Raw genomic sequence first — 22,755 nt, 5'->3', positions numbered from 1 at the left:
GAGGAAACGGACCTGCGGTGACGCGATCAGCGACAGGCCTGGCTCACGACGACGAGGTTGTCGACGTGACGGCGTCGGGTCAGCAGGAAGCCGGTCACGGTCCCACCGAACCCGCAGAGCCGGTGGGTGTCAACCGGATGCCGGGGAGATCACCGCGGGGCCTTCGTCGAGATCCGCAGGGAACGTCGTCTGCGAGACCCACGCCGGCCACCACGAGCCGTCCTAACCGACGTGCACCACGGGGCGCCGGGCCACGTCGGGCTCGGCCTTCCGCAGGATCTCCCGGGTGATCGGCGCGACCTCGCCGACGCCGGTGAACAGGTACCGGCCGAAGTGGCGCACCGGGTTGCCCTCGGTCCAGTCGAAGTAGGCGTGCGGGCGGTGCCGGTGACGTCGCGCAGGTGCAGCAGCAGCGCGGCGATCGCGTTCGGGACCGAGGGCGCCGACGTCGTCAGCACCCGGTAGGGGCCGCGCCGCTCGCCGCGCACGGTGATGCCCGACTCGAACTCCGACGGGTCGGTGACGGTGACCTCGACCAGCACCACCCGGTCGGGGTCGGGGATGTGGTGGTCCTCGGTCTCCTCGGCGAGCTTCTCCCGGTACTCCTCGTCGCGGGCGACGCTGTCCCGCTCGCCGGGGCGGGGCTCGTGCGCGACCAGGCGCAGCGGCCGGCCGGAGCCGGAGCACTCGTCGAGGAACCCGCGGGCGGTGTCGTCGAGGGTGACGTCGGTGACGCGCAGCTCGAACGCGCGCAGGGTGCGCGACAGCAGCGACACCACCAGGATCCCCGCGATGAAGCAGGCGGCGATCTTCACCCCTTCCGGCCGTTCGACGACGTTCGCCACCGTCGTGTAGACGAACACGAGCGCGATCAGCACGAACGCGACGACTGCCGGGCGGCTCCCGGTGCGCCGCACCGACAAGGCGACGGCGACCGCCGCGGAGGTCATCAGCACCAGCACGCCCGTGGCGTAGGCCCCGCCCTGGGCGTCGACGTCGGCGTCGAACAGCACGGTCACCCCGAACGCGACGACCAGCACCACCAGGACCAGCGGCCGCGCGGCCCTGGCCCAGGACGGCGCCATGCCGTAGCGGGGCAGGAATCGGGGCACCAGGTTGAGCAGGCCCGCCATGGCCGAGGCCCCGGCGAACCACAGGATCGCGATCGTGGACAGGTCGTAGACGGTGCCGACGACGTTCCCCAGGTCGCGGTGGGCGAGGAACGCCAGCGCCCGGCCGTTCGCCTGCCCGCCGGGGGCGAAGTCCGCCTCGGGGATCAGCAGCACGGTCACGACGCTGGAAGTCACCAGGAAGGTGCTCATGATCAGCGCGGCGACGGTGAGCAGCCGCCGGGTGCCCGCGATCCGGCCCTCCGGGCGGTCCTCGGTGTCACCGTCGCGGCCCCGGACCAGCGGCATCACCGACACCCCGGTCTCGAACCCGGACAGGCCCAGCGCGAGCTTGGGGAACACGATCAGCGCGATCCCCACCATCAGCAGCGGGTCCGGGTAGCGGGACACGAGCAGCGCCGACCAGTCCGCGACGACGTGCGGCGCCGTGACGATCCGGACCAGCCCGTCGACCACGACGACGGCGTTGAGCACCAGGTAGACCGCGACCAGCGCGACCGCGATGCGGATGGCCTCGGAGAACCCGGCGAGGAACACCCCGCCGAGCAGCGCGAGCAGCAGCAGCGTGATCAGCACGTTCTGCCCCTGCAGCGCGGCGGGGGCCAGCGGGTTCTGCACCAGGTGCGCGGTGGCGTCGGCCGCGGACAGCGTCATCGTGATGAGGAAGTCGGTGGCCGCGAACCCGAGCAGGACCAGGACGAACACCTTGCCGCGCCACCCGGGCAGCAGCCGCTCCAGCATCGCGATGGAGCCCTCGCCGTGCGGGCTCTCCCGGGCGACGCGGCGGTAGACCGGCAGCGCGCCGAGCAGCGTCACCGCGACCAGGACCAGGGTGGCGACGGGGGAGAGCACGCCGGCGGCGAGCGCCGCGATCCCCGGCTGGTAACCCAGCGTCGAGAAGTAGTCGACGCCGGTCAGGCACATGACCTTCCACCAGGGATGGCGCGGGTGCTCCGGCTCGGGCCGGGTGTGCGGCCCGTGCCGTTCGGGCCGGTGCGCGTCCTGCAGGAGCCAGGAGCCCACCCGGTCGCGGACCCGTCGCGGGGTCTTGGTGATCGCCACCGGCCCAGGATTGCGCTACGACACGGTCGTCGCCAGCCATGACGTGATCCGCTGCGCGCGCGGTGATCCGTCGCGCGCGTGCGTCCGGACGTGCGCGGCGAACGGATCACCGCGCGCACCGTGGGCAGCGCTGTCGTGCCGACGACGCCCCGCGGCCGGTGCGGCCGCGGGACGTCGTCGGGGTCGCCGGCCGGGTCAGACCGTCTCGGACTCCCGGTCGCCGCGCTGGGCGCGGACCGCCCGGAGCACGACCGGGGCGACCAACAAGATCGCGATCAGCGAGTACACCACCACCGCCAGCGGGGTGGAGACCAGCGTCGTGACGTCGCCGTCGGCGATCTGCAGGGCGCGGCGCAGCTGCAGCTCCGCATCCGGGCCGAGGATGACCCCGATGATCGCCGGCAGCACCGGCAGCCCGAACCGGCGCATCAGGAACCCGATTCCGCCGATCGCGAGCAGCACCAGCAGGTCGACCGGCTGGCCGGACACGGCGTAGGCGCCGACGCAGGCGAAGAACAGGATCCCCGCGTACAGGTACGGCCGCGGGATCCGCAGCAGCTTCGCCCAGGCCGGGGCGAGCGGCAGGTTCAGCACCAGCAGCATGACCAGGCCGATGAACAGGCTCGCGATGAGTGTCCAGACCAGGTCCGGCTCCTTCTGGAACAGCAGCGGGCCGGGCTGGATGCCGAACTGCTGGAACGCGGCGAGCATGACGGCGGCGATCGCCGTCGTCGGCAGGCCGAGGGTCAGCATCGTCGCCAGCGTCCCCGCCGACGACGCGCTGGCCGCCGACTCCGGCCCGGCGACGCCCTCGATGGCACCCTTCCCGAACTGCTCCGGGTGCTTCGACAGCTTCCGCTCCGTCACGTACGCCATGAACGTCGACATCTCGGCGCCGCCGGCCGGGATCGAGCCGAAGCCGAACCCGATGAACGGTCCCCGCAGCCACGGCTTCCAGGTGCGCCGCAGGTCCTCGCGGCCCAGCCACGGACGGCCGACCGGGATGACCTCCTGCGGGCGTCGTCGCAGGTGGGCGGCCACCCACAGCGCCTCGCCGATCGCGAACAACCCGACCGCGACGATGATGACGTCGATGCCGTCGGCCAGCTGCGGCACCCCGAAGGTGAGCCGCGGCTGCCCGGAGATCGGGTCGAGCCCGACCAGGCCGATCGTGAGGCCCAGCGCGAGCGCGGCGAACCCGCGGACCCGCGAGGCGCCCAGCACACCGCTCACGGCGACGAAGGCCAGCACCATGATCGCGAAGTAGTCCGGGGCGCCGATGTCGACGGCCACCGAGGCGATCAGCGGGGCGACCAGGACCAGCCCGGTCACGCCGACGATGCCGCCGATGAAGTGCCCGATCGCGGCGGTGGCGAGCGCCTGGGCGCCGCGCCCGGACTTCGCCATCGGGTTGCCCTCGATGGCCGCCATCACCGACGCGGACTCGCCGGGGGTGTTGAGCAGGATGGACGTCGTCGACCCGCCGAACATGGCCCCGAAGTAGATGCCGGCGAACATGATGAACGCACCGGTCGGGTCGAAGGCGTAGGTCACCGGCAGCAGCAGCGCCACCGCCATCGCCGGGCCGATGCCCGGCAGCACGCCGATCGCGGTGCCGAGCAGCACCCCGAACGCGGCGAACAACAGGTTCTGCGGGGTCAGCGCGTGCGCGAACCCGTTCATGAGCAGGTCGAACGTGCCCATCAGCACTGCACCTCGGTCATCCCAGAACCCCCATCAGCGGGCCGCCGGGCAGGTCGACGCCGAGCACGGCGTCGAACAGCACCCAGGTCAGCAGTGAGAGCGTGTTTGGAAATTCTAGTGGGTTGAGGGTGTCGTGTGTTTCTGCTGGCGGGTGGCGGGGTATCCACGGGCGATGCGGCGGGTGATGGTGTTGATCGCGGCCCAGCGGATCATGGCTTCGGATGTGGTGGGGTGGCGTTCGTAGTCTCGGGCCAGGCGTCGGTGTGCGGTGAGCCAGGCCAGGGTCCGTTCGACCACCCACCTTCGTGGGAGGACGGTGAATCCGCGCTGCTCGGGTGGCTTGCGGATGATCTCGATCGTTGTCTGCAGGATCGTGGCGGCCCAGTCGAGCAGTCGCCCGGCGAAGCCGGCGTCGGCGTAGACGAACCGCACCCTGGTGCGCAGGTAGAGGTTGAGCAGGATCGGCTTGGCGCCGTCGCGGTCCTGTACCGAGGCCGAGCACACCATCGTGGTCAGCAGCAGACCGAGGGTGTCGGTCACGATGAACCGTTTCCGTCCGCCTGTCTTCTTCCCGGCGTCGTAGCCGCGGGAGTCCTGGCCGACGGTGTCGGCGCCCTTGACCGACTGGGAATCGATGATCCCCGCACTCGGCTCCGGATCACGGCCCTCGGCGATACGTAACTGCCCCCGCACGACCGGGAGGATCTTCTCGGTGACCTTCTGCTGTTCCCACTGGTTGAAGTACCAGTAGACGGTCTGCCAGGGCGGGAAGTCCACCGGCAACGCCCGCCAGGCACACCCGGTCCGCACGACATACAAGATCGCGTCCAGCACGTCCCGACGAGCATGAGCAACAGGCCGCCCCCGCCGCGCGAGCGGCGGTAACAACGGCTCGATCACCACCCACTGGGCATCACTGGTGTCCGAGGGGTACCGGCGCGGTCGTTCCTGCATGCCGACCACGATGGAGCACCCCAGCCGTGTCGACCATCCCGACACACCCACCATTTCCAAACACGCTCTGAGACCCCGGCGGCGATGCCGAGGTCGCGAAGCACCGCGCGCGAGCCGAGCGCGTAGGTGGCACCCGCGAACAGGACGGTCCCGGCGATCGGCCACCCGGCGAGCGGGATCAGCGCCGCCGTCGCGACGATCACCCCGGCCAGCATCCCGACCGTGCGCAGGTCCATCGGCACCTCGAGGTCGACGTCCTCGCCGCCCTCGGCCTCGCCGCGGCCGCCGCGCAGGACGTCGACGGTCAGCAGCGCGGCCAGCACCAGCAGCGCCGCGCCGAGCACGAACGCGACGGTGCGCGGCCCGAGCGGGTCGGACGCGGTGCCGCCGCCGCCCTCGGCGAGGGTGTCGCCGAGCACCAGCAGGCCGGTGAGGGCCAGCAGGACCGACACACCCAGCTCGGAGTGCTCCTTCCACCAGGAGCGGGCGGTCCCGGTGTCCCCGATGGTCGTCACGTCAGCCCCAACCCGGTCAGCACCCGCTCGACGCGGGCGTCCTCGTCGGCCAGGAACCGGCCGAACTCCGGCCCCGGCAGGTAGGCGTCCTGCCAGCCGTTGCGTGCCGGCACCTCGCGCCACTCCGGCGTCGTGTGCAGCTCGGCGTAGGCGCGCTCCAGCTCCGCGACGCCCTCGGGGTCCAGCCCCGGCGGCGCCACGACGCCGCGCCAGTTGGTGAACTCGACGTCGATGCCGGACTCGCGCAGTGTCGGCGCATCGAGGCCGGGCACGCGTTCGCCCGCGGTCACCGCGAGCACCCGCAGGTCGCCCGAGGCGATCTGGTCGGCGAACTCGCCGAGCCCGGACACCCCGAACGCGACCTTGCCGCCGAGGACCGCGGCGAGCAGCTCGCCGCCGCCGTCGTAGGAGATGTAGTTGACCGCGCGCGGGTCCACCCCGGCTCCCTCGGCCATCAGCATCGGGGCCAGGTGGTCCGGGCCGCCGGGGGAGGAACCGCCGCCCACCGGGGTCTTCCCGGGCGCCGCCCGCCAGGCGGCCAGCAGGTCGCCCACGTTCCGGAAGGGCGAGTCACCGGGGACGACGACGATCTCGGTCTCCTCGGTCAGCCGCGCGATCGGCGTGGTCTGCTCCAGCGTGGCCGGCGAGTCGTTGGAGTACACGCTGCCGACCACACCCAGGCCCATGCTCATCACGAGCCGGTCGTCGCCGGCCTCGTTGACGGTCCGGCCGAGCCCGACCGTGCCGCCCGCACCGGGCAGGTTGAAGACCTCGACCGACCCGGTCAGCCCGGCGTCCTCCATGGCCTTGGCCGCGCTGCGGGCGGTGACGTCGTAGCCGCCGCCGGGGGCGTTGGGGACGAGCATCCGCAGTCCGCGGAGCTGGGTGCCGTCGCCACCGCCGCCGATCGCACCGACCGCGGGCGGGACGAGCAGCAGGGCGGCCAGGACGGCCAGGACCGTGCCGACGAGAGGTCCGACCCGGGGCCGCGGCACGGGCGGCGCGGGGTCGTCCGGCGTGGGCCGGTGTTGCGAGGGCGGTTCCTGCGACTGCGGAGGGGCCATCGACTGGGGCATGTGCGTCCGATCTCACCGTTGCGAAGCGAACGCGCTGAAGTGTGCGGGGTCACCCGAACGGTGTCTCCGTAACGGCCACAACGGTCCTTGTGGTCGTTTCGGTCATCACGGACACGGCGCCGCCCGCGGGCCCGAGTGGTCAGCGCGACCGCAGGCCCAGCTCGCCCAGGACGTGCTCCACCCGTTCGTTCTCGGCGGTGGTGAACCGGGCGAAGTCCGCGCCCGGGAGCCAGGCGTCGTGCCATCCGTTCGCGGCCAGCACCTGCCGCCACTGCGGGGTGGCACGCATCGCGGCGACGGCGTCGGCCAGCGCGGCGCGGTCGGCGTCGGACAGCCCGGGCGGCGCGACCAGCCCGCGCCAGTTGCTGAACTCGACGTCCACCCCGGACTCGCGCAGTGTCGGCACGTCGAGGCCGGGCACGCGTTCGCCCGCGGTCACCGCGAGCACCCGCAGGTCACCGGTCCCGATCTGGTCGGCGAACTCGCCCACCCCGGACACCGCGAAGGCCACCTCGCCGCGCAGCACCGCCGCGAGCAGCGGACCGCCGCCCTCGTAGGACGCGTAGTGGACCCGGGCCGGCGCGATGCCGGCGCCCTCGGCCAGCAGCATCGTCGCGAGGTGGTCCGGCCCGCCGACGGTCGAGCCGCCGCCGACGGTGAGCCCGCCGGGAGCGGCGTGCCAGGCGTCGAGCAGGGCGCGGACGTCCCGGTAGGGCGAGTCCGCGGGCACGACGACGATCTCCGACTCCTCGGTCAGCCGTGCGATCGGCGTGGTGTCGGCGAGCGAGAGCGGGGTGTCGCGCGAGGCGGTCGCCCCGACCACCCCGAGCCCCATGCTCATCAGCAGCCTGCCGTTGCCGGCCTCGCCCTCGATCCGGCCGAGCCCGGCGATCCCGCCGGCACCGGACAGGTTGAACACCTCGACCGGACCGGTGATCCCGTTGTCGGACAACACCTTCGCCGCACTGCGGGCGGTGACGTCGTAGCCGCCGCCCGGCGGGTTGGGCACGAGGATGCGCAGGTCGGACAGCGGCCGGGGCCCGCCGGTCAGCACGATCGGGACGACGACCGCGGCGAGGGCCAGCACGAGCACCGCGACCAGCGCGGTGACCTGGCCCCGGCGGGCGCGGCGGGCGGGCGGCGGCCCTCCGAGGCGCGCCACCGTCCCCACCATGCCCGCCCCCCGTCGCCGTGTCGCTGCCGTGTCGCTGCCGTGCCGTTGCAGCGCCGCTGTCGTGCCGCTGTCGTGCCGCTGCCTGCCGCCGCCGTCGGAGTCTGCGCGCCCGCGGCCGGGCCGGTCCACGAGGGTGAGCCGCGCGACGCGTCGTCGTCCGCGGGCTCGGTCCCACGGATCGCGGTCCCACCGGTCGCGCGGTCGCCGCCGCGGGCACGCGCCCTACGCTGGGCGCATGCGACGGAGCGCCGGGGGAACGGGAGGGCCACTGGCCCGCCAGTTCCTCGTCTGGCAGCTGGTGGTCGTGGTCGTGCTGCTCGGCGCGGTCGCGGCGCTGGCCGCGGTGCAGTCGTCGGAGTCGTTCCGCGAGACCGAGGGGCGCCGGATGCTGTCGGTCGCCGAGGACGTCGCGTCCGTGCCGACCGTCCGCGAGGCGTTGCAGACCCGCCGCTACGACCTGCTGCCGTCGTTCGCCCGCAGCGCGGAGAACCTGTCCGGGGCCGGCGAGATCGAGATCGTCGACGCTGGGCTGGTGGTGCGCACCTCACCCGACCGTCCCGGGTCCGGCAGCGTTTCGATCCCGGCGCCAGCACCGCGCCGCGGGGCCGCGCCTGGGTCGGCAACTCCGACGGGCGCACCGTCGTCGCCCAGGTGCCGGTGGTCGACGACCGGGGCGCCGTCGCCGGGCTGGTGTCGGCGGGGATCCGCGCGCCGTCGCTCTGGGAGTCCCTCGCCGGGGCCCGCGCCGAGACCGGCGCGCTGCTCGGACTGGCCCTGGGCGTCGGCGTCCTCGGGTCGCTGCTGCTCGCCCGCCGCGTCCGCCGCCAGACCCTCGGCCTGGAGCCGGACGAGATCGTCGAGCTGGTCCAGCGCCGGGAGGCGATGCTGCTCGGGATCAAGGAGGGCGTGGTCGGGCTGGACACCGCGAACCGGATCACCCTGCTCAACCCGGTGGCCCGCGAGCTGCTGCAGCTGCCCGGTGCCCGGGAGGGCGACGCCGTCGCCGACCTGGGGCTGGACGACCGGCTCCGCGAGGTCCTCACCGGCGCCGCCGACGGCGAGGACCAGCTCGTCCTGCTCGACACCCGGGCCCTGGTCCTCAACCGCCGCCCGGTCCGGATCGAGGGACGCGACGGTAGGATCGTGGGCGCCGTGGTGACCCTGCGGGACCGCACCGAGCTCACCACCCTGCAGCACCGTCTCGACGCCTCGCACACCGTCACCGACACCCTGCGCGCGCAGGCCCACGAGTTCTCCAACCGGCTGCACACCATCGCCGGGCTCACCGAGCTCGGCGAGCACGACGAGGTGCGCCGGTTCGTCGCCGGGATCGTCGCCGCCTCGGAGGGTTGGCGGCGCGAGGTCACCGCCAGCGTCGGCGACCCGGCGACGGCCGCGCTGCTCGTCGCGAAGAACAGCCAGGCCGCCGAGCGCGGCGTCGAGCTGGCCCTGGACCCGGAGTCCCGGCTCGACCCGACCGATCCCGACCACGACCCGGACCTGTCCGCCGACCTCGTGACCGTGCTCGGCAACCTGATCGACAACGCGATCGACGCGACCGCCGGGCACGAGGGCCCGCGCCGGATCGAGATCGGGCTCGCCGGCGGCGGCGACACCGACGGCGACGAGGTCTGGATCGAGGTCCGCGACTCCGGTCCCGGGATCGCCTCGGAGCTCGCCGAGGAGGTGTTCCGGGCCGGCTACTCCACCAAGGCCGCCGAGATCGGCGGCCGCGGGCTCGGTCTGGCCCTGGCCCGGCAGGCGTGCCTGCGCCGGGGTGGCACCATCGCGGTGCGGCCGGCGCCGGCCGGCAGGGCCGGTGCGGTCTTCGAGGCGGTGCTGCCGGTGGCGCCGACGGGGGTGCGGGTGTGAGGGTCCTGGTCGTCGACGACGACTTCATGGTCGCGAAGGTCCACTCCGGCTACGTGGAGCGGATCGAGGGCTGCACCGTGGTCGGCGTCGCGCACAACGGCGCCGACGCCCTCGACGCCGCCGCCCGGCTCCGCCCGGAGCTGGTGCTGCTCGACGTCTACCTCCCCGACATGTCCGGTCTGGAGGTGCTGACGCGGTTGCGCACCGGGGCCGCCGACGACCCGTTCGTGCTGGTCGTCACCGCCGCCGACGACTCCGACACGGTCGCCGCTGCGCTGCACGGCGGGGCGCTGCACTACCTGGTCAAGCCGTTCGACTCCGCCGCGCTCGCCGCCCAGGTGCACCGCGCGACGCGGATACGGCGCGACCTGGACCGCGTCCGCGACCAGTCCGACATCGACCGGATCTTCGGCGGCACCGGTGCCGCCCCCGCCCGCACCCCCGGCGGCCCGGAACGCATGCCGAAGGGCCTCACCACCCCGACCGCCGAGCTCGTCGCGGGCACCCTGCGCGACCACTCGGGGACCGACGCGGAGGCGGACCTGTCGGCGACCGAGTGCGCCGAGGCCACCCGGCTGTCCCGGGTCAGCGCCCGCCGGTACCTGGAGCACTTCGTGTCGACCGGGCAGGTCACCGTACGGCTGCGCTACGGCGGCACCGGCCGCCCGGAGCGCCGCTACCGCTGGGTCGGCTGACCGGCCCCCGGCGGCGCCTGCTCCGCCTGCTGTGCCGCCGGGACGGCCTCCGCCTGCGGTGTCGCAGGGTCGGCCTCCGCCTCCTCGGCCTCGGCGGCGTGCTCCAGCAGCACCGCCGCGATCGGCTCGCACAGCAGGTCCGGCAGCGCATGCCCCATCCCGTCGACGGTGACGAGCTGCGCCGCCGCCCCGATTCGCGCCGCCAGGTGGTCGGCGTGCGGCGGCGGGTGCACCGGGTCCTCCGGCGCCTCGACGACGAGAGTCGGCACCGTGACCGAGCCCAGCTCGCCGCCGCGGTCCAGCCCGTCGAGGTCGGCCTGGGCATGTGCGGTGCACGGCTCGACCCGCCCGGTGTGGTCCATGATCCGCCGCTCACGTGCGGCGAACTCGACGCCGTCGAACGGCAGCACCCCGCCGGAGACGCGCCGCCAGTACTCGACCCGCCAGGCCAGCTCCCCGGCCTCGTCGCGCGGGTCGCCCAGCTCCTGCCACATCCGCCGGACGTCGCGGGTCGGGCCGGGCAGGTCGGCGTCGCCGGTGTCGAGCGCCGCGGAGCACGGCAGCGCCGCGGAACACAGCAGCGCCGCACTGACCATGCGGTGCGGCGCGTCGAGCGCCAGCAGCTGGACCAGCGTCCCGCCCAGCCCGATCCCGACCAGGTGCGCCCGGTCGATCCCACAGCCGTCGAGCACCGCGAGCGCGTCGGTCGCCAGGTCGGCGACGGCGTAGGGCCGGTCCTCGAACGCGTGGGTGGAACGACCGGTGTCACGGTGGTCGTAGCGGACCACCCGGTGCCGCTCGCGCAGCGCCTCGACCAATGCGTCCGGCCAGCCGTACCCGGCCGAGCCCGCCCCGTTCATCAGCAGCACCGGGGCCGCCGGCGTCGGCCGGTGCGCGGGCAGGTCCTGCACCCAGAGGGTCACGCCCGGCTCGGCCTCGACCGTGCGCACGGTGCCCTGCGACTCCACACCGTGCCGCTCGACACCGGGCCGCTCCACACCGGGGCTGTCCACACCGGGCAGGCTGCCAGACCGGCACGGACGCCCCGCCGGCGCCCGGCCCGGAACACGCGACGGCCCGGTCCGCACAGGGCGGGCCGGGCCGTCGCGAGGCGCTGGGGGAAGGTCAGCCGACCTTCTCGATCAGCGCGGCGCGCTGACGGTCGCCGAGGCCGGCGGCACGACGCGACACGTCGATGCCGGCCTCCTCCATCACCTTGGAGACCTTCGCCGGGCCCCAGCCCGGGACGCTCTTCAGCAGATCGGCGACCTTGGTCTTGCCGACGATCTGGTCGGTCTTCGCGCGCCCCAGCACAGCGGGGATGGTCTCCTCGCCGCTGGCGATCTTGTCGCGGAGCTCCTTGCGGGCGGTACGGGCCGCAGCCGCCTTCTTGAGCGCCTCGGCGCGCTGCTCCGGGGTCAGGGTGGGCAGAGCCATCGCTGACAACTCCTCTCGGTTCACGCACCCCGCTCACCGGGGTGGACTGCTATCTCCGATCGCGGTACAGACTGGCAGAGACATCGCCACGACCTGCGGGAACCCCCTCTTCAGGGCGTGTCGGGCCTGGTCACGGCCTTCCGTGGCGCTGTTCACCGCACCCGGGCGACCGCCCGTCGCACATTCGACGAGTGGGGCTGTTGCCGCAGGTCAGCGCGATGATGCCGCGGAAGCGGTGACGGCGGGCTCACCCGTCGAGCACGGAGCGCAGTCCCGCGAGATCCCAGAGGGTCCGGACCTCGTCGATCCGGCCCTGCCGGACCCGCACCAGCTGCACCGCCAACACCTCCGCCGCGCGCCCGGTGGGGGCGAGCCCGGGCAGCAGCCACGGCAGCTCCCGGTCGTGGGTGAAGCCGACGCGGACCTCGTCGACGACCCGACGGACGTCGACGGTGCGGGACAACCGGGTCCGGGTCAGCCCGGACGGCCGGGCACCGGCGACGGCGGCCAGGTGCGCGGCGACCGCGTCCCGGCCGTGGCCCCCGGCGCCGGTGGGCAGCTCGGTCCAGCGCACGTCGGCGGCCAGCGCGGCCGTCGCCGGGCCGGGGTCCCCGTCGTCGTAGAGCGCGCCGGCCGCGGTGTCCCAGAGCCGCGCGATGTCACGCATCAGGACCTGCATCGCCGGGGTCACCCGAGCACGGTGCCACGTCGCGACCCACCCCCGCACGCGACGACGCCCGGGGGCGCGTGCCCCCGGGCGCTCGTCGGGCGCCGGTGGCGAGCCGGGCGAGACCCGCGGGTCCAGCTCGGCGCGCTCGTCGGTCTCGGCGCCCAGCGGCTTCTCGGGGTCGACCGCCTTGTCGTAGGAGGCGGTGACGCTGATCAGCCGGTGCCCGCGGTAGCGGGCGTAACGCAGCGACCGCAGCCAGTTGTAGAGCGTGCCGAAGCGGTTGCCCCAGCCGATCAGGAACATCACGTGCACGTAGCACCAGATGAAGTACCCGATCCAGCTGGTGAGCTTGATGCCGCGCACGTCGGCGACGGCCTCGCGCGCGCCGATCGTGGCCATCGAGCCCTTGTCGAAGTAGCGGAACGGGGCCGGGGTGGTGTCGTCGCCCTTGGCCCGCGCCTTGATCAGCTTGCCGACGTAGGTGCCCTGCTGCATCGCGACCTGCGCGACACCGGGCAGCCGGTCGATGGTGGAGACCATGTCGCCGATGGCGAACACGTCGCTGCGGCCCGGCAGGCTGCAGTCCGGGTCGACCGCCAGGCGCCCGGCCCGGTCGACCTCGCCGCCGGAGGCCTTCGCGAGCAGCTCGGCCAGCGGGGACGCCTGCACACCGGCGGCCCACACCTTGGTGCGGGCGACGATGCGCTCCTCGCCGTTCGGGCCCTTGACCGTGATGGAGTCGGCGTCCATGTCGGTCGCCATGGTGTTCAGGCGGACCTCGATGCCCTTCTTCTCCAGGGTCTTGCGGGTGTAGTCCTGCAGCTTCTTCGCGAACGGCGGGAGCACCGCCGGCGCCGCGTCGAGCAGGATGATCCGCGCGGAACGGGTGTCGATCGACCGGTACTCGCGGGGCAGCACGTACTGCGCCAGCTCGGCCAGCTGACCGGCCAGCTCGACACCGGTGGGGCCGGCGCCGACGACCACGAAGGTCATCCACGCCTGCTTCTCCTCCTCGGTCGTCGCGACCTCGGCGAGCTCGTAGGCACCCAGGATGCGCGAGCGCAGCAGCCGGGCGTCCTCGATCGACTTCATGCCGGGGGCGTGCTCGGCCCACTCCGGGTGCCCGAAGTAGGCGTGCGTGGCGCCCGCGGCGACGACGAGGGTGTCGTAGGGCAGCGTGATCCGCTGTCCGTCCGGCGCGGCCGCGTGCACGACCTTGGCCTCGAGGTCGATGTCGCCGACCTCGGCGAGCAGGGTGCGCACGTTGCGCTGCTTCTTCAGCACCCGGCGCAGCGCCGGGGCGATCAGGCCGGGGGACAGGATGCCCGTCGCCACCTGGTAGAGCAGCGGCTGGAACAGGTGGTGGTTCGTGCGGTCGACGATGGTCACGTCGACATCGGCGCCCTTGAGCGCCTTGGCGGCCTGCACACCGCCGAACCCTCCGCCGACGATCACGACCTTGTGCCGGCCCTGCCGCTCGTCGTGCTCTGCCGTGCTCACCTGAGTCCGCCCCTTGTCGGTCGGTCCTGGCGCGGCGTCACCGCGCACCTGCTCGATGGCCGGTGTCGGTCCCCGCCTCCGGACCCTGAGTCCTGGTGTCGGCGGTGGACGGCGGCCGTCCTGGCCGGTCTCCGACCGTACGAACCCTCGGCCGCCGGGGCAATTCGGATCGCTCCGGAAACGCCTTTCAGAGTCCGAACTCACACGGTGGGGGAACGGAAGCCGGATGCGGGCTCGCCGACCGTGCGACGATGGAGCCCATGTGCGGGATCGTGGCTGCGTTCGGTGGACCCACGGCATGGCCGGGCGGTGAGCCCGCCGACCCCGAGAAGTACGAGCGGATGCTCGCCAGGGTGGCGCACCGCGGACCCGACGACACCGGCGTGCAGGTCGTCGGGAACACCTGGCTGGGCCACCAGCGCCTGTCGATCATGGACGTCAGCGGCGGGCACCAGCCGATGTCCGACGCCGCGCGTACCGCCTGGATCGTCGGCAACGGCGAGATCTACAACCACGAGCGCATCGCCAAGGCGTTCCCGGACGGCACGGTGCGTACCAAGTCCGACACCGAGGCCGCGCTGCACGCGGTGATGTGGGACGGCCAGGCCGCGGTCGCCTCGCTCAACGGCATGTTCGCCGTCGCCATGGGGCGCACCGACGGTCCCGGGCTCGTCGCCCGGGACCCATTCGGGGTCAAGCCGCTGTACTGGGTGCCGTCGGCAGAGTTCCGTGACGGCGGCGGTGCGGCCGGGGCCGTCCCGTACACCGCGCCGGACCCGTCGGAGACGGTGCTGTTCGCCAGCGAGCTCCGTGCGTTCGACCCCGAGGACCGTCCGTACGTGCGCTCGTTCCCGCCCGGCTGCCTGTGGAGCCCGTCGTCGGGGCTGGTGCGGTTCGCCGACGCCGTGCCGGTCGAGGTCCGCCCGGCCCGCCGCGCGATCCGCCCCGGCTGGGACGACGCCGACCTGTCCCGGGTGCGCGAGGCCGTGGTGTCCGCGGTGCGCCGCCGGATGATGTCCGACGTCGGCGTCGGGGTGTTCCTGTCCGGTGGCCTCGACTCGGCGCTGGTCGCAGCCATCGCCGCGCAGGAGGCACGGGCCCGTGGCGAGCAGCTGCCCACCTTCGCCGTCGGGACCGCGGAGTCCGGCGACCTGATCGCGGCCCGCAAGGTCGCCGCGCACATCGGTTCGGACCACCACGAGGTCCTGGTGACGCCCGAGGACATCGCCGAGGCCCTCGACCACGCCGTCGAGGTCATCGAGCACTACGACCCGGCCCTGGTCCGCAGCGCCGTGCCCAACCTGATCCTCGCCCGCGAGGCGGCGAAGAAGGTCAAGGTCGTGCTGACCGGGGAGGGCGCCGACGAGCTGTTCGCCGGCTACTCCTACGTCCACGGGCCCGAGTACGCCGACCCGGACACCCTGCAGGCCGAGCTGGTCCGCTCCCTGGAGCAGCTGCACCACCTGAACCTGCAGCGCTGCGACCGGACCACCATGTACTTCGGGCTGGAGGCCCGCGAGCCGTTCCTCGACTCCGGCCTGGTCCGCGCCGCGCTGGCGCTGCCGCCGGAGTGGAAGCAGCGCCCCGGCGGCCGGCCGGAGAAGGCGATCCTGCGCGAGGCGTTCGAGGGCTGGCTGCCCGAGGACCTGCTGTGGCGCGGCAAGGAGCAGTTCGGCGACGGCTCCGGCGCCGGCACCGTGCTGGCCGAGCTGGCCGCCGGCAAGGCCGCCGCCGCGGCGGCCGCCGGGCTGACCGACGAGGTGCCCGAGCACCCGTCCGACTCCTGGCCGCTGCGCAGCGAGGAGGAGATCCTCTACCACGGGATCTGGCGGTCCCACTTCGACGGGATCCGGCCGGACCACGTGCTCGGGGCCTTCGCGACGGCCTGAGCCCCGCTCACACCCGTGCGGCCGGTCCGACGGTGTCGGGGTCCTCGGCGCGGCTCGCGCGGTCGGCCCGGGCGGCGTCGGCCAGCTCCTTCACCCCCGGGACGTCGTCGCCGTCCCAGCTGTCGGGGTCCCACAGCCCGGCGGCGGCGAGCGCCCGGCCGCAGTGCACGTAGGCGTCGTGCACGTCGACCAGCAGCGCGAGCGGCGGCGGCCGGTGCCCGGCCGGGCCCTGGCCCTCGGCGTCGGCCGGGCCCCACAGCGCCAGCACCGCGGGGTCGCGGGTCACCCGGGCGCGGCCGTGCACCCGCAGCACGTGCGTGGCGCGCGGCACGCAGAAGGTGAGTCCGATGCCGTCGTGCGCGAGCAGGTTGCGCATGCTGTCGACGCGCCGGTTGCCCGGCCGCTCCGGGACCGCGAGGCGCCGGCCGCCGTCGAGCACCCGGACCGAGCCGGGGGCGTCGCCGCGCGGGGTCACCGTGACCGTGCCGTCCGGCGCGGTGGTGCCCAGGAACACCAGCGGGGAGGCGGCGACGAACCGGGCGGCGACCTCGTCGACCCGGTCGGTGGACTTGCCCGCGACCATCGGGTGCGGCGCGGCGACGACCTCGCGCAGCTCGTCCTCGGTCCGCACCGCGTCCGGTTCGGGGGCCGGGGCGGCCGGCGCGGGAACCGGGTGGTGCCGTCCGGCGGGCACGATCATCGGGGTGCCCGCGACCGGGTCGGGCACCACCCGCGACTCCATCCCGAAGACCCGGCGCACCAGGTCGGCGGTCATCGTCGTCGCGGGCGGGCCCTGCGCGACGATCGCGCCGTCGGCCATCGCGATCAGGTGGTCGGCGTAGCGGCAGGCCAGGTTCAGGTCGTGCAGGACGACGACGACCGTGCTGCCCCGCTCCCGGTTCCGGTCGACGAGCAGGTCCAGCACCTCCACCGCGTGCGGCAGGTCCAGGAACGTGGTCGGCTCGTCGAGCAGCAGGGCCCCGGTGTCCTGGGCCAGCACCATCGCGATCCACACACGCTGGCGCTGACCGCCGGACAGCTCGTCGACCGGGCGGTCGGCCAGCTCCAGCACCCCGGTCGCGCGCATCGCCTCGGCGACGGCGGCGTCGTCGGCGTCGCCGCGGCCGCCGAACCAGCCCTGGTGCGGTGACCGGCCGCGTTCCACCAGGTCGGCGACGGTGATGCCGTCCGGGGCGGTCGGGGACTGCGGGAGCAGCCCGAGCCTGCGGGCCAGCTCGCGACCGGACAGCGACCGGACGTCGGTGCCGTCGAGGCGCACGGTCCCGGCGGCCGGGGCGACGATCCGGCCCAGCCCGCGCAGCAGGGTGGACTTGCCGCAGGCGTTCGGGCCGACGATCACGGTGATCCGGCCGGGCGGGACGTGCACGGTCAGGCCGTCGACGACGACGCGCTCGTCGTAGCGCAGGACCAGGCCGTCGGCGTCCAGCGCGGGCCCGGCGGGCACGGTGGCGGGGGTGGTCACGGGGTTCCTCCGGTCCGGGAGCGGGCGAGCAGCCACAGCAGGTAGGGGGCGCCGATCGCACCGGTGACGACACCCGCGGGCAGGGCGACCTCGGCGATCAGCGTGCGGGCGACGACGTCGGCGAACAGCACCAGCGCGGCCCCGACACCAGCGGCGTGCGGCAGCGACGCCCGCCCGGGGCCGGCGAGCCGGGCGGCGAGCGGCCCGCTGACGAGCGCGACGAACGACACCGGCCCGGCCGCGGCGACCGCGGCGGCGACGAGCAGGACGGCCACCGCCAGCAGCGCGCCCCGGGCCCGGCCGACGGGCAGCCCGAGCGCGGTCGCGGTGTCGTCACCGAGCTCCAGGCGGGGCAGCGCGCGGGCCAGCAGCAGCGCCGCGGGCACGAGCACCGCGCAGGCCGTCGCCAGCGGGACCGCCGTCGACCAGCCGGTCTCGGTGACGCTGCCGGTCAGCCAGACCAGCGTCTGCTGCGCCGTGGTCAGCGACGCGGTGATCATCAGGTAGGAGACGACGGCCATCGCGGCCGACCCGATCCCGACCCCGACCAGCACGAAGCGGGTACCGCCGAGGCCGTCGCGGCGGGCCAGGACGGCGACGAGCAGCGCCGCCGCGACGGCGCCCAGCACCGCACCGGCCGAGGTCCCGGTGGCGGACAGACCGAGCACGATCGAGGCGGTCACCGCACCGACGGCGGCGCCGGCACCCACACCGATCACGTCCGGGCTGGCCAGGGTGTTGCGCAGCACCCGCTGGAACAGGGCCCCGGCCAGGCCGAGGGCCGCGCCGACCAGGAGCGCGGTCAACGCCCGCGGCATCCGCAGCCGCAGCACCACCAGCTCGGTGCGCGGCGTGCCGAGCCCGGTCAGCGCGGCCAGCACGTCGCCGGGCCCGAGGCCCTGTGCACCCACCGAGAGGGAGGTGACGAACGCGGCGAGCACGGCGACGGCGACGGCGAGCCCGGCCGTCGTACGACGGCGCCGGGCCCGGGCCCGGATCCGGCGCAACACCGCGGTGGGATCCCCGCCGGTGACGGTCCCGGTGCTCATCGCAGGAACCTCCGCCGCCGGACCAGCGCGACGAACAGCGGGGCGCCGACGACGGCCGTCACCACCCCGGCCTGGACCTCGCCCGGCGGGGCGACGACCCGGCCGAGCACGTCCGCGGCCAGCAGCAGGACGGGTCCGGCGAGCGCCGCCAGCGGCAGCACCACCCGGTGGTCGGTCCCGGCGAGGCGCCGCACCAGGTGCGGCACGGCGAGCCCGAGGAACGCGATCGGCCCCGCGGCGGCGGTCGCGGCCCCGGCCAGCACGACCAGGGCCACCCCGCACACGGCGCGGTCGGTCCCGACCGGGCGGCCGAAGGACCGGGCGACGTCGTCGCCGAGCGCGAGCGCGTTCAGCCGCGGACCGCAGGTCAGGGCCAGTGCGAGCCCGGCGACGACGAACGGGGCCGCCTGCGCTGCGATCCCGAGGTCCCGGCCGGCGACCGAGCCGACCTGCCAGAACCGGTAGTCGTCGAAGGCCTGGGGGTCGGTGAGCAGGAACAGGGTGGTGATCGACTGCAGGCCCGCGGCGAGCGCGGCGCCCGCCAGGGCGAGCGTCGCGGGGGAGACGCTGCCGCGGCGGCCGATGCCGGCCACTCCGGCGACGACGACGGCCGCCACCGCCGCCCCGGCGAAGCCGAACCAGACGTAGCCGCTGAGGGTGTCGACACCGAGCAGCGCGATCCCGAGCACGACGGCGAGGGCGGCGCCGGTGTTGAGCCCGAGGATGCCGGGCTCGGCGATCGGGTTGCGCGTGATGCCCTGGGCGAGCACCCCGGCCACACCGAGCGCGGCCCCGGCCAGGACCGCCAGCACCGTGCGCGGCAGCCGCACCTCGGTGACCACGAGCGCGTCCGGGGAGGTCCGGTCGACGGCCCCGGTCAGGACGTCCAGCACGAACCCCGGCGCGAGCGGCCGGGCACCGACCAGCAGGCCGAGCGCGGCCACGGCCAGCAGGGCGACGGTCAGGCCGGCCACGGCGGGCCACCGCCGCCGCCGGACCGTCGCCGGCGCATCCGGAGGGGACGGGACGGTGGGCGTGGCCGTCGGGGCGGTCACCGCGCCTTCGCCGCCGCGTCCGCGAGCTGGCCCACGGTGCGGTCGAGGGCGTAGCGCCAGCCGTCGACCGAGGCGCTGGAGAAGGCCTGGGACACGTCGCGGTCCGACAGCAGCACACCGCGCCCCGCGGCGACCGACGGCACGGCCTTCCACAGCGGGTCGTTCGCGATGGCCGAGGTGTCCTTCGAGATCGCCTGCATGACGGTGACGTCGGCGTCGAGGAGGTTCATCCGCTCCCGCGAGATCGGGACGGAGAAGCCGTCGGTGCGCTGCGACTCGATCTGCGGGGCGTTGACCATGCCCAGCTCCTTCAGGAACGCCAGGCGCCCGGATTCGCCGGTGTAGGCGGCGTACTCGCCGAGGGTGTTGCGGGCCCCGGACACGACCGTGGCGCCCTGCAGCTGCGGGTGCTGCGCGCGGGCGTCGGCGAAGCGTCGCTCCAGGTCGGCCTGCGCGCGCGCCGCCTCCTGCGGCTTGCCGACCGCGGCTCCGACCATGCGGAGCTGGTCGCGCCAGGTCGTCTTGTAGTTCTCGCCGCCGGCCGGGATGCCGATCACCGGCACGCCCAGCTGGGTCAGCCGGTCGTGGCGCTCCCGGTCGCCGGAGGAGCGGGTGTCGAGGATCAGGTCCGGGTCCAGGGCCGCGACGGCCTCCAGGTCGACCTCGAGCGTGCCGAGGATCTGCGGCGGGGTGGTGTAGCGGGCCTGCACCCACGGTCCGAGGCCGTCACCGCCGACGGCCAGCCAGTCCGCGGCCCCGACCGGCTCGACGCCCAGGGCCAGCGCGGTCTCGGCGTCGCTCCACCCGAGGGCGACGACCGGCGGGGCTGCTCGGGGACGGTGACGTCGCCGAACGCGGTCGGGACCGTCACCGGGAACGCACCGTCCCCGGACGGGGTGGCCCCCGACGGTGTGGTCCCGGGCTCCGGTGAGCCGCATCCGGCCAGCAGCATCAGCACGATGAGCAGACCGGCGAACAGGGGGAGCGTTCGTCGCACGGAAGGGCCGCCTCTCCAACTTATAGGTGACCCTCACTTCATCATCCCGGTGCGGCGGACGGAAGAGCGGACCGCAGCCGTGTGCGCCACAGATGCCGCCGGGCGGCCGCACCGGCGCTCCGATGGCCTCGACCGTGACGGCTCGGCTGCGGCGGGCTCAGTTCTGGTCGGGGCGGAGACCGTCGACCTGCTCGGAGCCGGTCGCGGACGGCTCCTGCGAGTTCCCGGGCTCGGCCCCGGCGGGGACGTCGGCCGCGCCGGTCGCCGCGCAGGACTCCTCGACCGACTGCGGCCGGGCCGCGGCCGGGTCGGGGGTCGGCGACGCGCTCGACGAGGACGACCGGGACGACTCCGAGCTCGTCGACGGCTGCGTCGTCGGGGCGGCGAGTGACGGTGCGGTCCCGGGCGCCGGCTCGGGGGCGGGTCGGCGATGGCGTTGCGGACGACCTCGCGCATGTAGGGGACGTCCGGGTCGGCGGTGACGAAGTAGCCCGTCGGGGAGTTCGGGTCCGGCAGCGACGGGTCGAACGCGACGCTCTCCAGCCGGAACCCCTCGTCGGCCAGGACGGCCAGCGCGGGCAGCACCTGCTGGGGCATGTCGGTGGCCACGTTGTCCCGGGTCACCGCGGCGATGCTCTGGAACCGGGAGATCAGCTCGGTCGCGGTCGTCTGTGAGATGACGGCCTGGATCAGGCAGCGCTGGCGGCCCATCCGCTGGTAGTCGGTGCCGTCACGGCGGGAACGGGCGAACCACAGCGCGTCCTCGCCGCCCAGGGTCTGCACCCCGGGGCTGATGTAGCGGTCCGGGGTGACATGCCGGCCGAACGCGGTGACACCACCGACCGGGATCGGCTCGGGCCCGACGTTCACGGTGACCCCGCCGACGGCGTCGATCATGGAGGAGAACCCGGCCATGTTGACCTCGAGGTAGTAGTCCAGCGGCAGGCCGGTCATGTACGCGATCGAGGACTGGAGCAGGTTGATGCCCGGCGACGAGGTCGGTCCCGACGGGGCGATCTCCGGGTGCTGCTCGGCGTAGGCGTAGATGGCGTTGAGCAGGTAGTCGCCCGACAACGGCTGCGACGGGTCGTGGAAGCCGTTCGGGAACTTCTCCGCGGCCGGGCTGCCCGGCGGGAACTCGGCCCGCTGGATGTTGCGGGGCAGGCTGAACAGCGTCGTCCGGCCGGAGCGGGTGTCGATGCTGGCGACCATCATGGTGTCGGTACGGGTGCCGGTCCGGTCGTCGCCGGCGTCGCTGCCCAGCAGCAGCACGTTGAGCCGGGGCTTGCCCAGCGCCTCGGCCGCCGAGGTCCCGCCGCCCTGGAACAGCGAGTTCAGCAGCCCGCGCTGGGAGTTGACCAGCTCGACGCCGTAGCCGAACGGGACGGCGACGGCGAGGCACAGCAGGGCCGCTGTCCCGGTGCCGACGATCTTCTGGCCGAGCGGCATCCCGCGCGGCCGGGCCAGCGCGTAGGTCCGCGCGACCGGGCGATCCAGGCGATGCCGGCGACCACCAGCGCGCCCGCGATGACGGTCAGCGTGGTCGTCGAAACAGGTTCTGCAGCAGCGTCGACCGCCGGGCCAGCAGCGCCACCGCCGCCAGCCCGACGACGATCGCGACCAGCGTGCCGAGGATCAGCCCGCCGGTACGACGACGGCGCAGCGCGAGATGGCCGCTGCCGGGCACCACGGTGGACGCCGCGGTGAGGCCGAGTGCGGCGGCGAGGGTGCGCCGCGCGGGATCGGGCGCGGCCGACGGGCCGGCGGGCGGGGCCAGCGCGGTCTCGCCGTCGCCGTAGTCGTCGTCGACGCTGCCGTCGTCGCCGCGGCCGTCCGGGGCGGGTCGGTTCCAGGATGCCGCGGCGCCGGCCGCTGCGGAGCCGGCCGCTGCCGTGCCTGACGCGGCACCGGCGGCCAGGCCGGGGTGCGGCGGCCGCGGCGGGGCGGGACGTGCGGCGTCGCGCGCGGGATCCGGTGCGGCGCCACCCGGGCCGGCCGGGCGCGCGCGTCGGCGGGTCGCCCCTGCGGGCCGTCGGGCCTGCCGCCGTCGGGTCTGCCGGTGTCGGGCCGGCCGGGGACGGTGTCCGGGCGGACCGCGCCGGAGGACCGCGCACCGGATCCGGCGGGGCACCGTGGGCACGGGGGCACCGCCGGGCCGGCCGCCGGAACGCGGGTCGGGGCCACCGGGACGGGTCACCGGGGGGCGCGGGGCCCACCCGGCGGCACCGGCCCGGGACCGGACCGCCCGGGCCGCTCGGGGCCGAGGGTGCGCCGGGGCGCGACGGTGCGTCCGGCGCGAACCACCGGACACGGCGCCACCGGACACGGAGCCACCGGGACGGTCGCCGGGCCGGCGCGGGACGATCGGCAGCTCGCCGTCAGCCGGGCGCGCGGTCGCGCTCCTGCGGCGGGGCGTCGGGCTCGGACGCGCGGTGCCGCCGGTGCTCGGCGGCGGTGTCCGGCGGCCGGGGACCTTCACGGTCTCTCCGATGC

General features: G+C 74.8%; 16 protein-coding genes and 2 pseudogenes. 3 read left to right on the top strand and 15 right to left on the bottom strand.

Annotated features, from left to right (window positions below):
* Positions 1–149: 149 nt before the first annotated feature.
* The 6 genes and pseudogenes from KPL57_RS06650 to KPL57_RS06625 form a co-directional block, all read right to left on the bottom strand.
* The gene (locus KPL57_RS06650) at positions 150–2,192 is read right to left on the bottom strand and encodes an amino acid transporter (RefSeq protein ID WP_226350913.1); all 2,043 of its coding nucleotides are present in this window, start codon (positions 2,190–2,192) and stop codon (positions 150–152) included.
* A gap of 195 nt (positions 2,193–2,387) precedes the next feature.
* A complete protein-coding gene (locus tag KPL57_RS06645) occupies positions 2,388–3,896 on the bottom strand; it encodes a tripartite tricarboxylate transporter permease (protein ID WP_075312238.1) in 1,509 nt (502 codons plus the stop codon).
* Between the two features lie 98 nt (positions 3,897–3,994).
* A pseudogene (locus tag KPL57_RS06640) lies at positions 3,995–4,904 on the bottom strand (IS5 family transposase); the annotation flags it as partial.
* The gene (locus KPL57_RS06635; RefSeq protein WP_226350912.1) at positions 4,793–5,365 is read right to left on the bottom strand and encodes a tripartite tricarboxylate transporter TctB family protein; all 573 of its coding nucleotides are present in this window, start codon (positions 5,363–5,365) and stop codon (positions 4,793–4,795) included. The pseudogene KPL57_RS06640 and the gene KPL57_RS06635, both read right to left, overlap by 112 nt.
* A complete protein-coding gene (locus KPL57_RS06630) occupies positions 5,362–6,360 on the bottom strand; it encodes a tripartite tricarboxylate transporter substrate binding protein (RefSeq protein WP_226350911.1) in 999 nt (332 codons plus the stop codon). Before KPL57_RS06630 ends, KPL57_RS06635 begins: the two co-directional genes overlap by 4 nt.
* A 220-nt stretch (positions 6,361–6,580) precedes the next feature.
* Complete coding sequence (locus KPL57_RS06625) at positions 6,581–7,603, bottom strand: Bug family tripartite tricarboxylate transporter substrate binding protein (RefSeq protein WP_374203679.1); 1,023 nt, start codon at positions 7,601–7,603, stop codon at positions 6,581–6,583.
* 247 nt (positions 7,604–7,850) lie between these two features.
* Here KPL57_RS06625 and KPL57_RS06620 point away from each other — a divergent pair.
* Both KPL57_RS06620 and KPL57_RS06615 read left to right on the top strand, forming a co-directional pair.
* Positions 7,851–9,487, top strand: a pseudogene (locus KPL57_RS06620) (ATP-binding protein).
* Entirely contained in the window at positions 9,484–10,182 is a 699-nt protein-coding gene (locus tag KPL57_RS06615; RefSeq protein WP_020621798.1) for a response regulator, read from the top strand. The pseudogene KPL57_RS06620 and the gene KPL57_RS06615 overlap by 4 nt, the downstream one beginning before the upstream one ends.
* Here KPL57_RS06615 and KPL57_RS06610 read toward each other — a convergent pair.
* The 3 genes from KPL57_RS06610 to KPL57_RS06600 form a co-directional block, all read right to left on the bottom strand.
* Positions 10,164–11,195: an alpha/beta fold hydrolase gene (locus KPL57_RS06610; protein ID WP_226350910.1), complete on the bottom strand. Its 1,032-nt coding sequence runs from the start codon at positions 11,193–11,195 to the stop codon at positions 10,164–10,166. The genes KPL57_RS06615 and KPL57_RS06610 overlap by 19 nt on opposite strands.
* Positions 11,196–11,307: 112 nt before the next feature.
* Complete coding sequence (gene mihF, locus KPL57_RS06605; protein ID WP_020621796.1) at positions 11,308–11,619, bottom strand: integration host factor, actinobacterial type; 312 nt, start codon at positions 11,617–11,619, stop codon at positions 11,308–11,310.
* 247 nt (positions 11,620–11,866) lie between these two features.
* Positions 11,867–13,789 (bottom strand): FAD-dependent oxidoreductase, encoded by a 1,923-nt coding sequence (locus tag KPL57_RS06600; protein ID WP_226350909.1) that lies wholly within the window; start codon positions 13,787–13,789, stop codon positions 11,867–11,869.
* Between the two features lie 251 nt (positions 13,790–14,040).
* On the opposite strand from KPL57_RS06600, the gene asnB reads away from it, so the two are divergent.
* On the top strand, positions 14,041–15,678 hold the full coding sequence (gene asnB / locus KPL57_RS06595; protein WP_308252799.1) for an asparagine synthase (glutamine-hydrolyzing): 1,638 nt from the start codon (positions 14,041–14,043) through the stop codon (positions 15,676–15,678).
* Between the two features lie 7 nt (positions 15,679–15,685).
* Here asnB and KPL57_RS69385 read toward each other — a convergent pair whose 3' ends face one another.
* From KPL57_RS69385 to KPL57_RS06560, 6 genes are all read right to left on the bottom strand, one after another.
* A complete protein-coding gene (locus KPL57_RS69385) occupies positions 15,686–17,161 on the bottom strand; it encodes an ATP-binding cassette domain-containing protein (RefSeq protein ID WP_308187827.1) in 1,476 nt (491 codons plus the stop codon).
* Positions 17,158–18,210, bottom strand: a complete 1,053-nt coding sequence (locus KPL57_RS06580) for an iron chelate uptake ABC transporter family permease subunit (protein ID WP_226350908.1) — start codon at positions 18,208–18,210, stop codon at positions 17,158–17,160. Before KPL57_RS06580 ends, KPL57_RS69385 begins: the two co-directional genes overlap by 4 nt.
* Positions 18,207–19,184: an iron ABC transporter permease gene (locus KPL57_RS06575; RefSeq protein WP_226350907.1), complete on the bottom strand. Its 978-nt coding sequence runs from the start codon at positions 19,182–19,184 to the stop codon at positions 18,207–18,209. Before KPL57_RS06575 ends, KPL57_RS06580 begins: the two co-directional genes overlap by 4 nt.
* 77 nt (positions 19,185–19,261) lie before the next feature.
* Positions 19,262–20,203 (bottom strand): iron-siderophore ABC transporter substrate-binding protein, encoded by a 942-nt coding sequence (locus tag KPL57_RS06570; protein ID WP_226350906.1) that lies wholly within the window; start codon positions 20,201–20,203, stop codon positions 19,262–19,264.
* A 92-nt stretch (positions 20,204–20,295) separates the two neighbouring features.
* Positions 20,296–21,711, bottom strand: coding sequence for an LCP family protein (locus KPL57_RS06565; protein WP_226350905.1), 1,416 nt, complete (start codon positions 21,709–21,711; stop codon positions 20,296–20,298).
* An 85-nt stretch (positions 21,712–21,796) separates the two neighbouring features.
* Positions 21,797–22,402 (bottom strand): hypothetical protein, encoded by a 606-nt coding sequence (locus KPL57_RS06560; protein ID WP_226350904.1) that lies wholly within the window; start codon positions 22,400–22,402, stop codon positions 21,797–21,799.
* Positions 22,403–22,755: the final 353 nt, after the last annotated feature.

Source organism: Pseudonocardia sp. ICBG601, from assembly GCF_020496245.1.
This window is presented reverse-complemented; position numbering and strand designations above follow the sequence as displayed.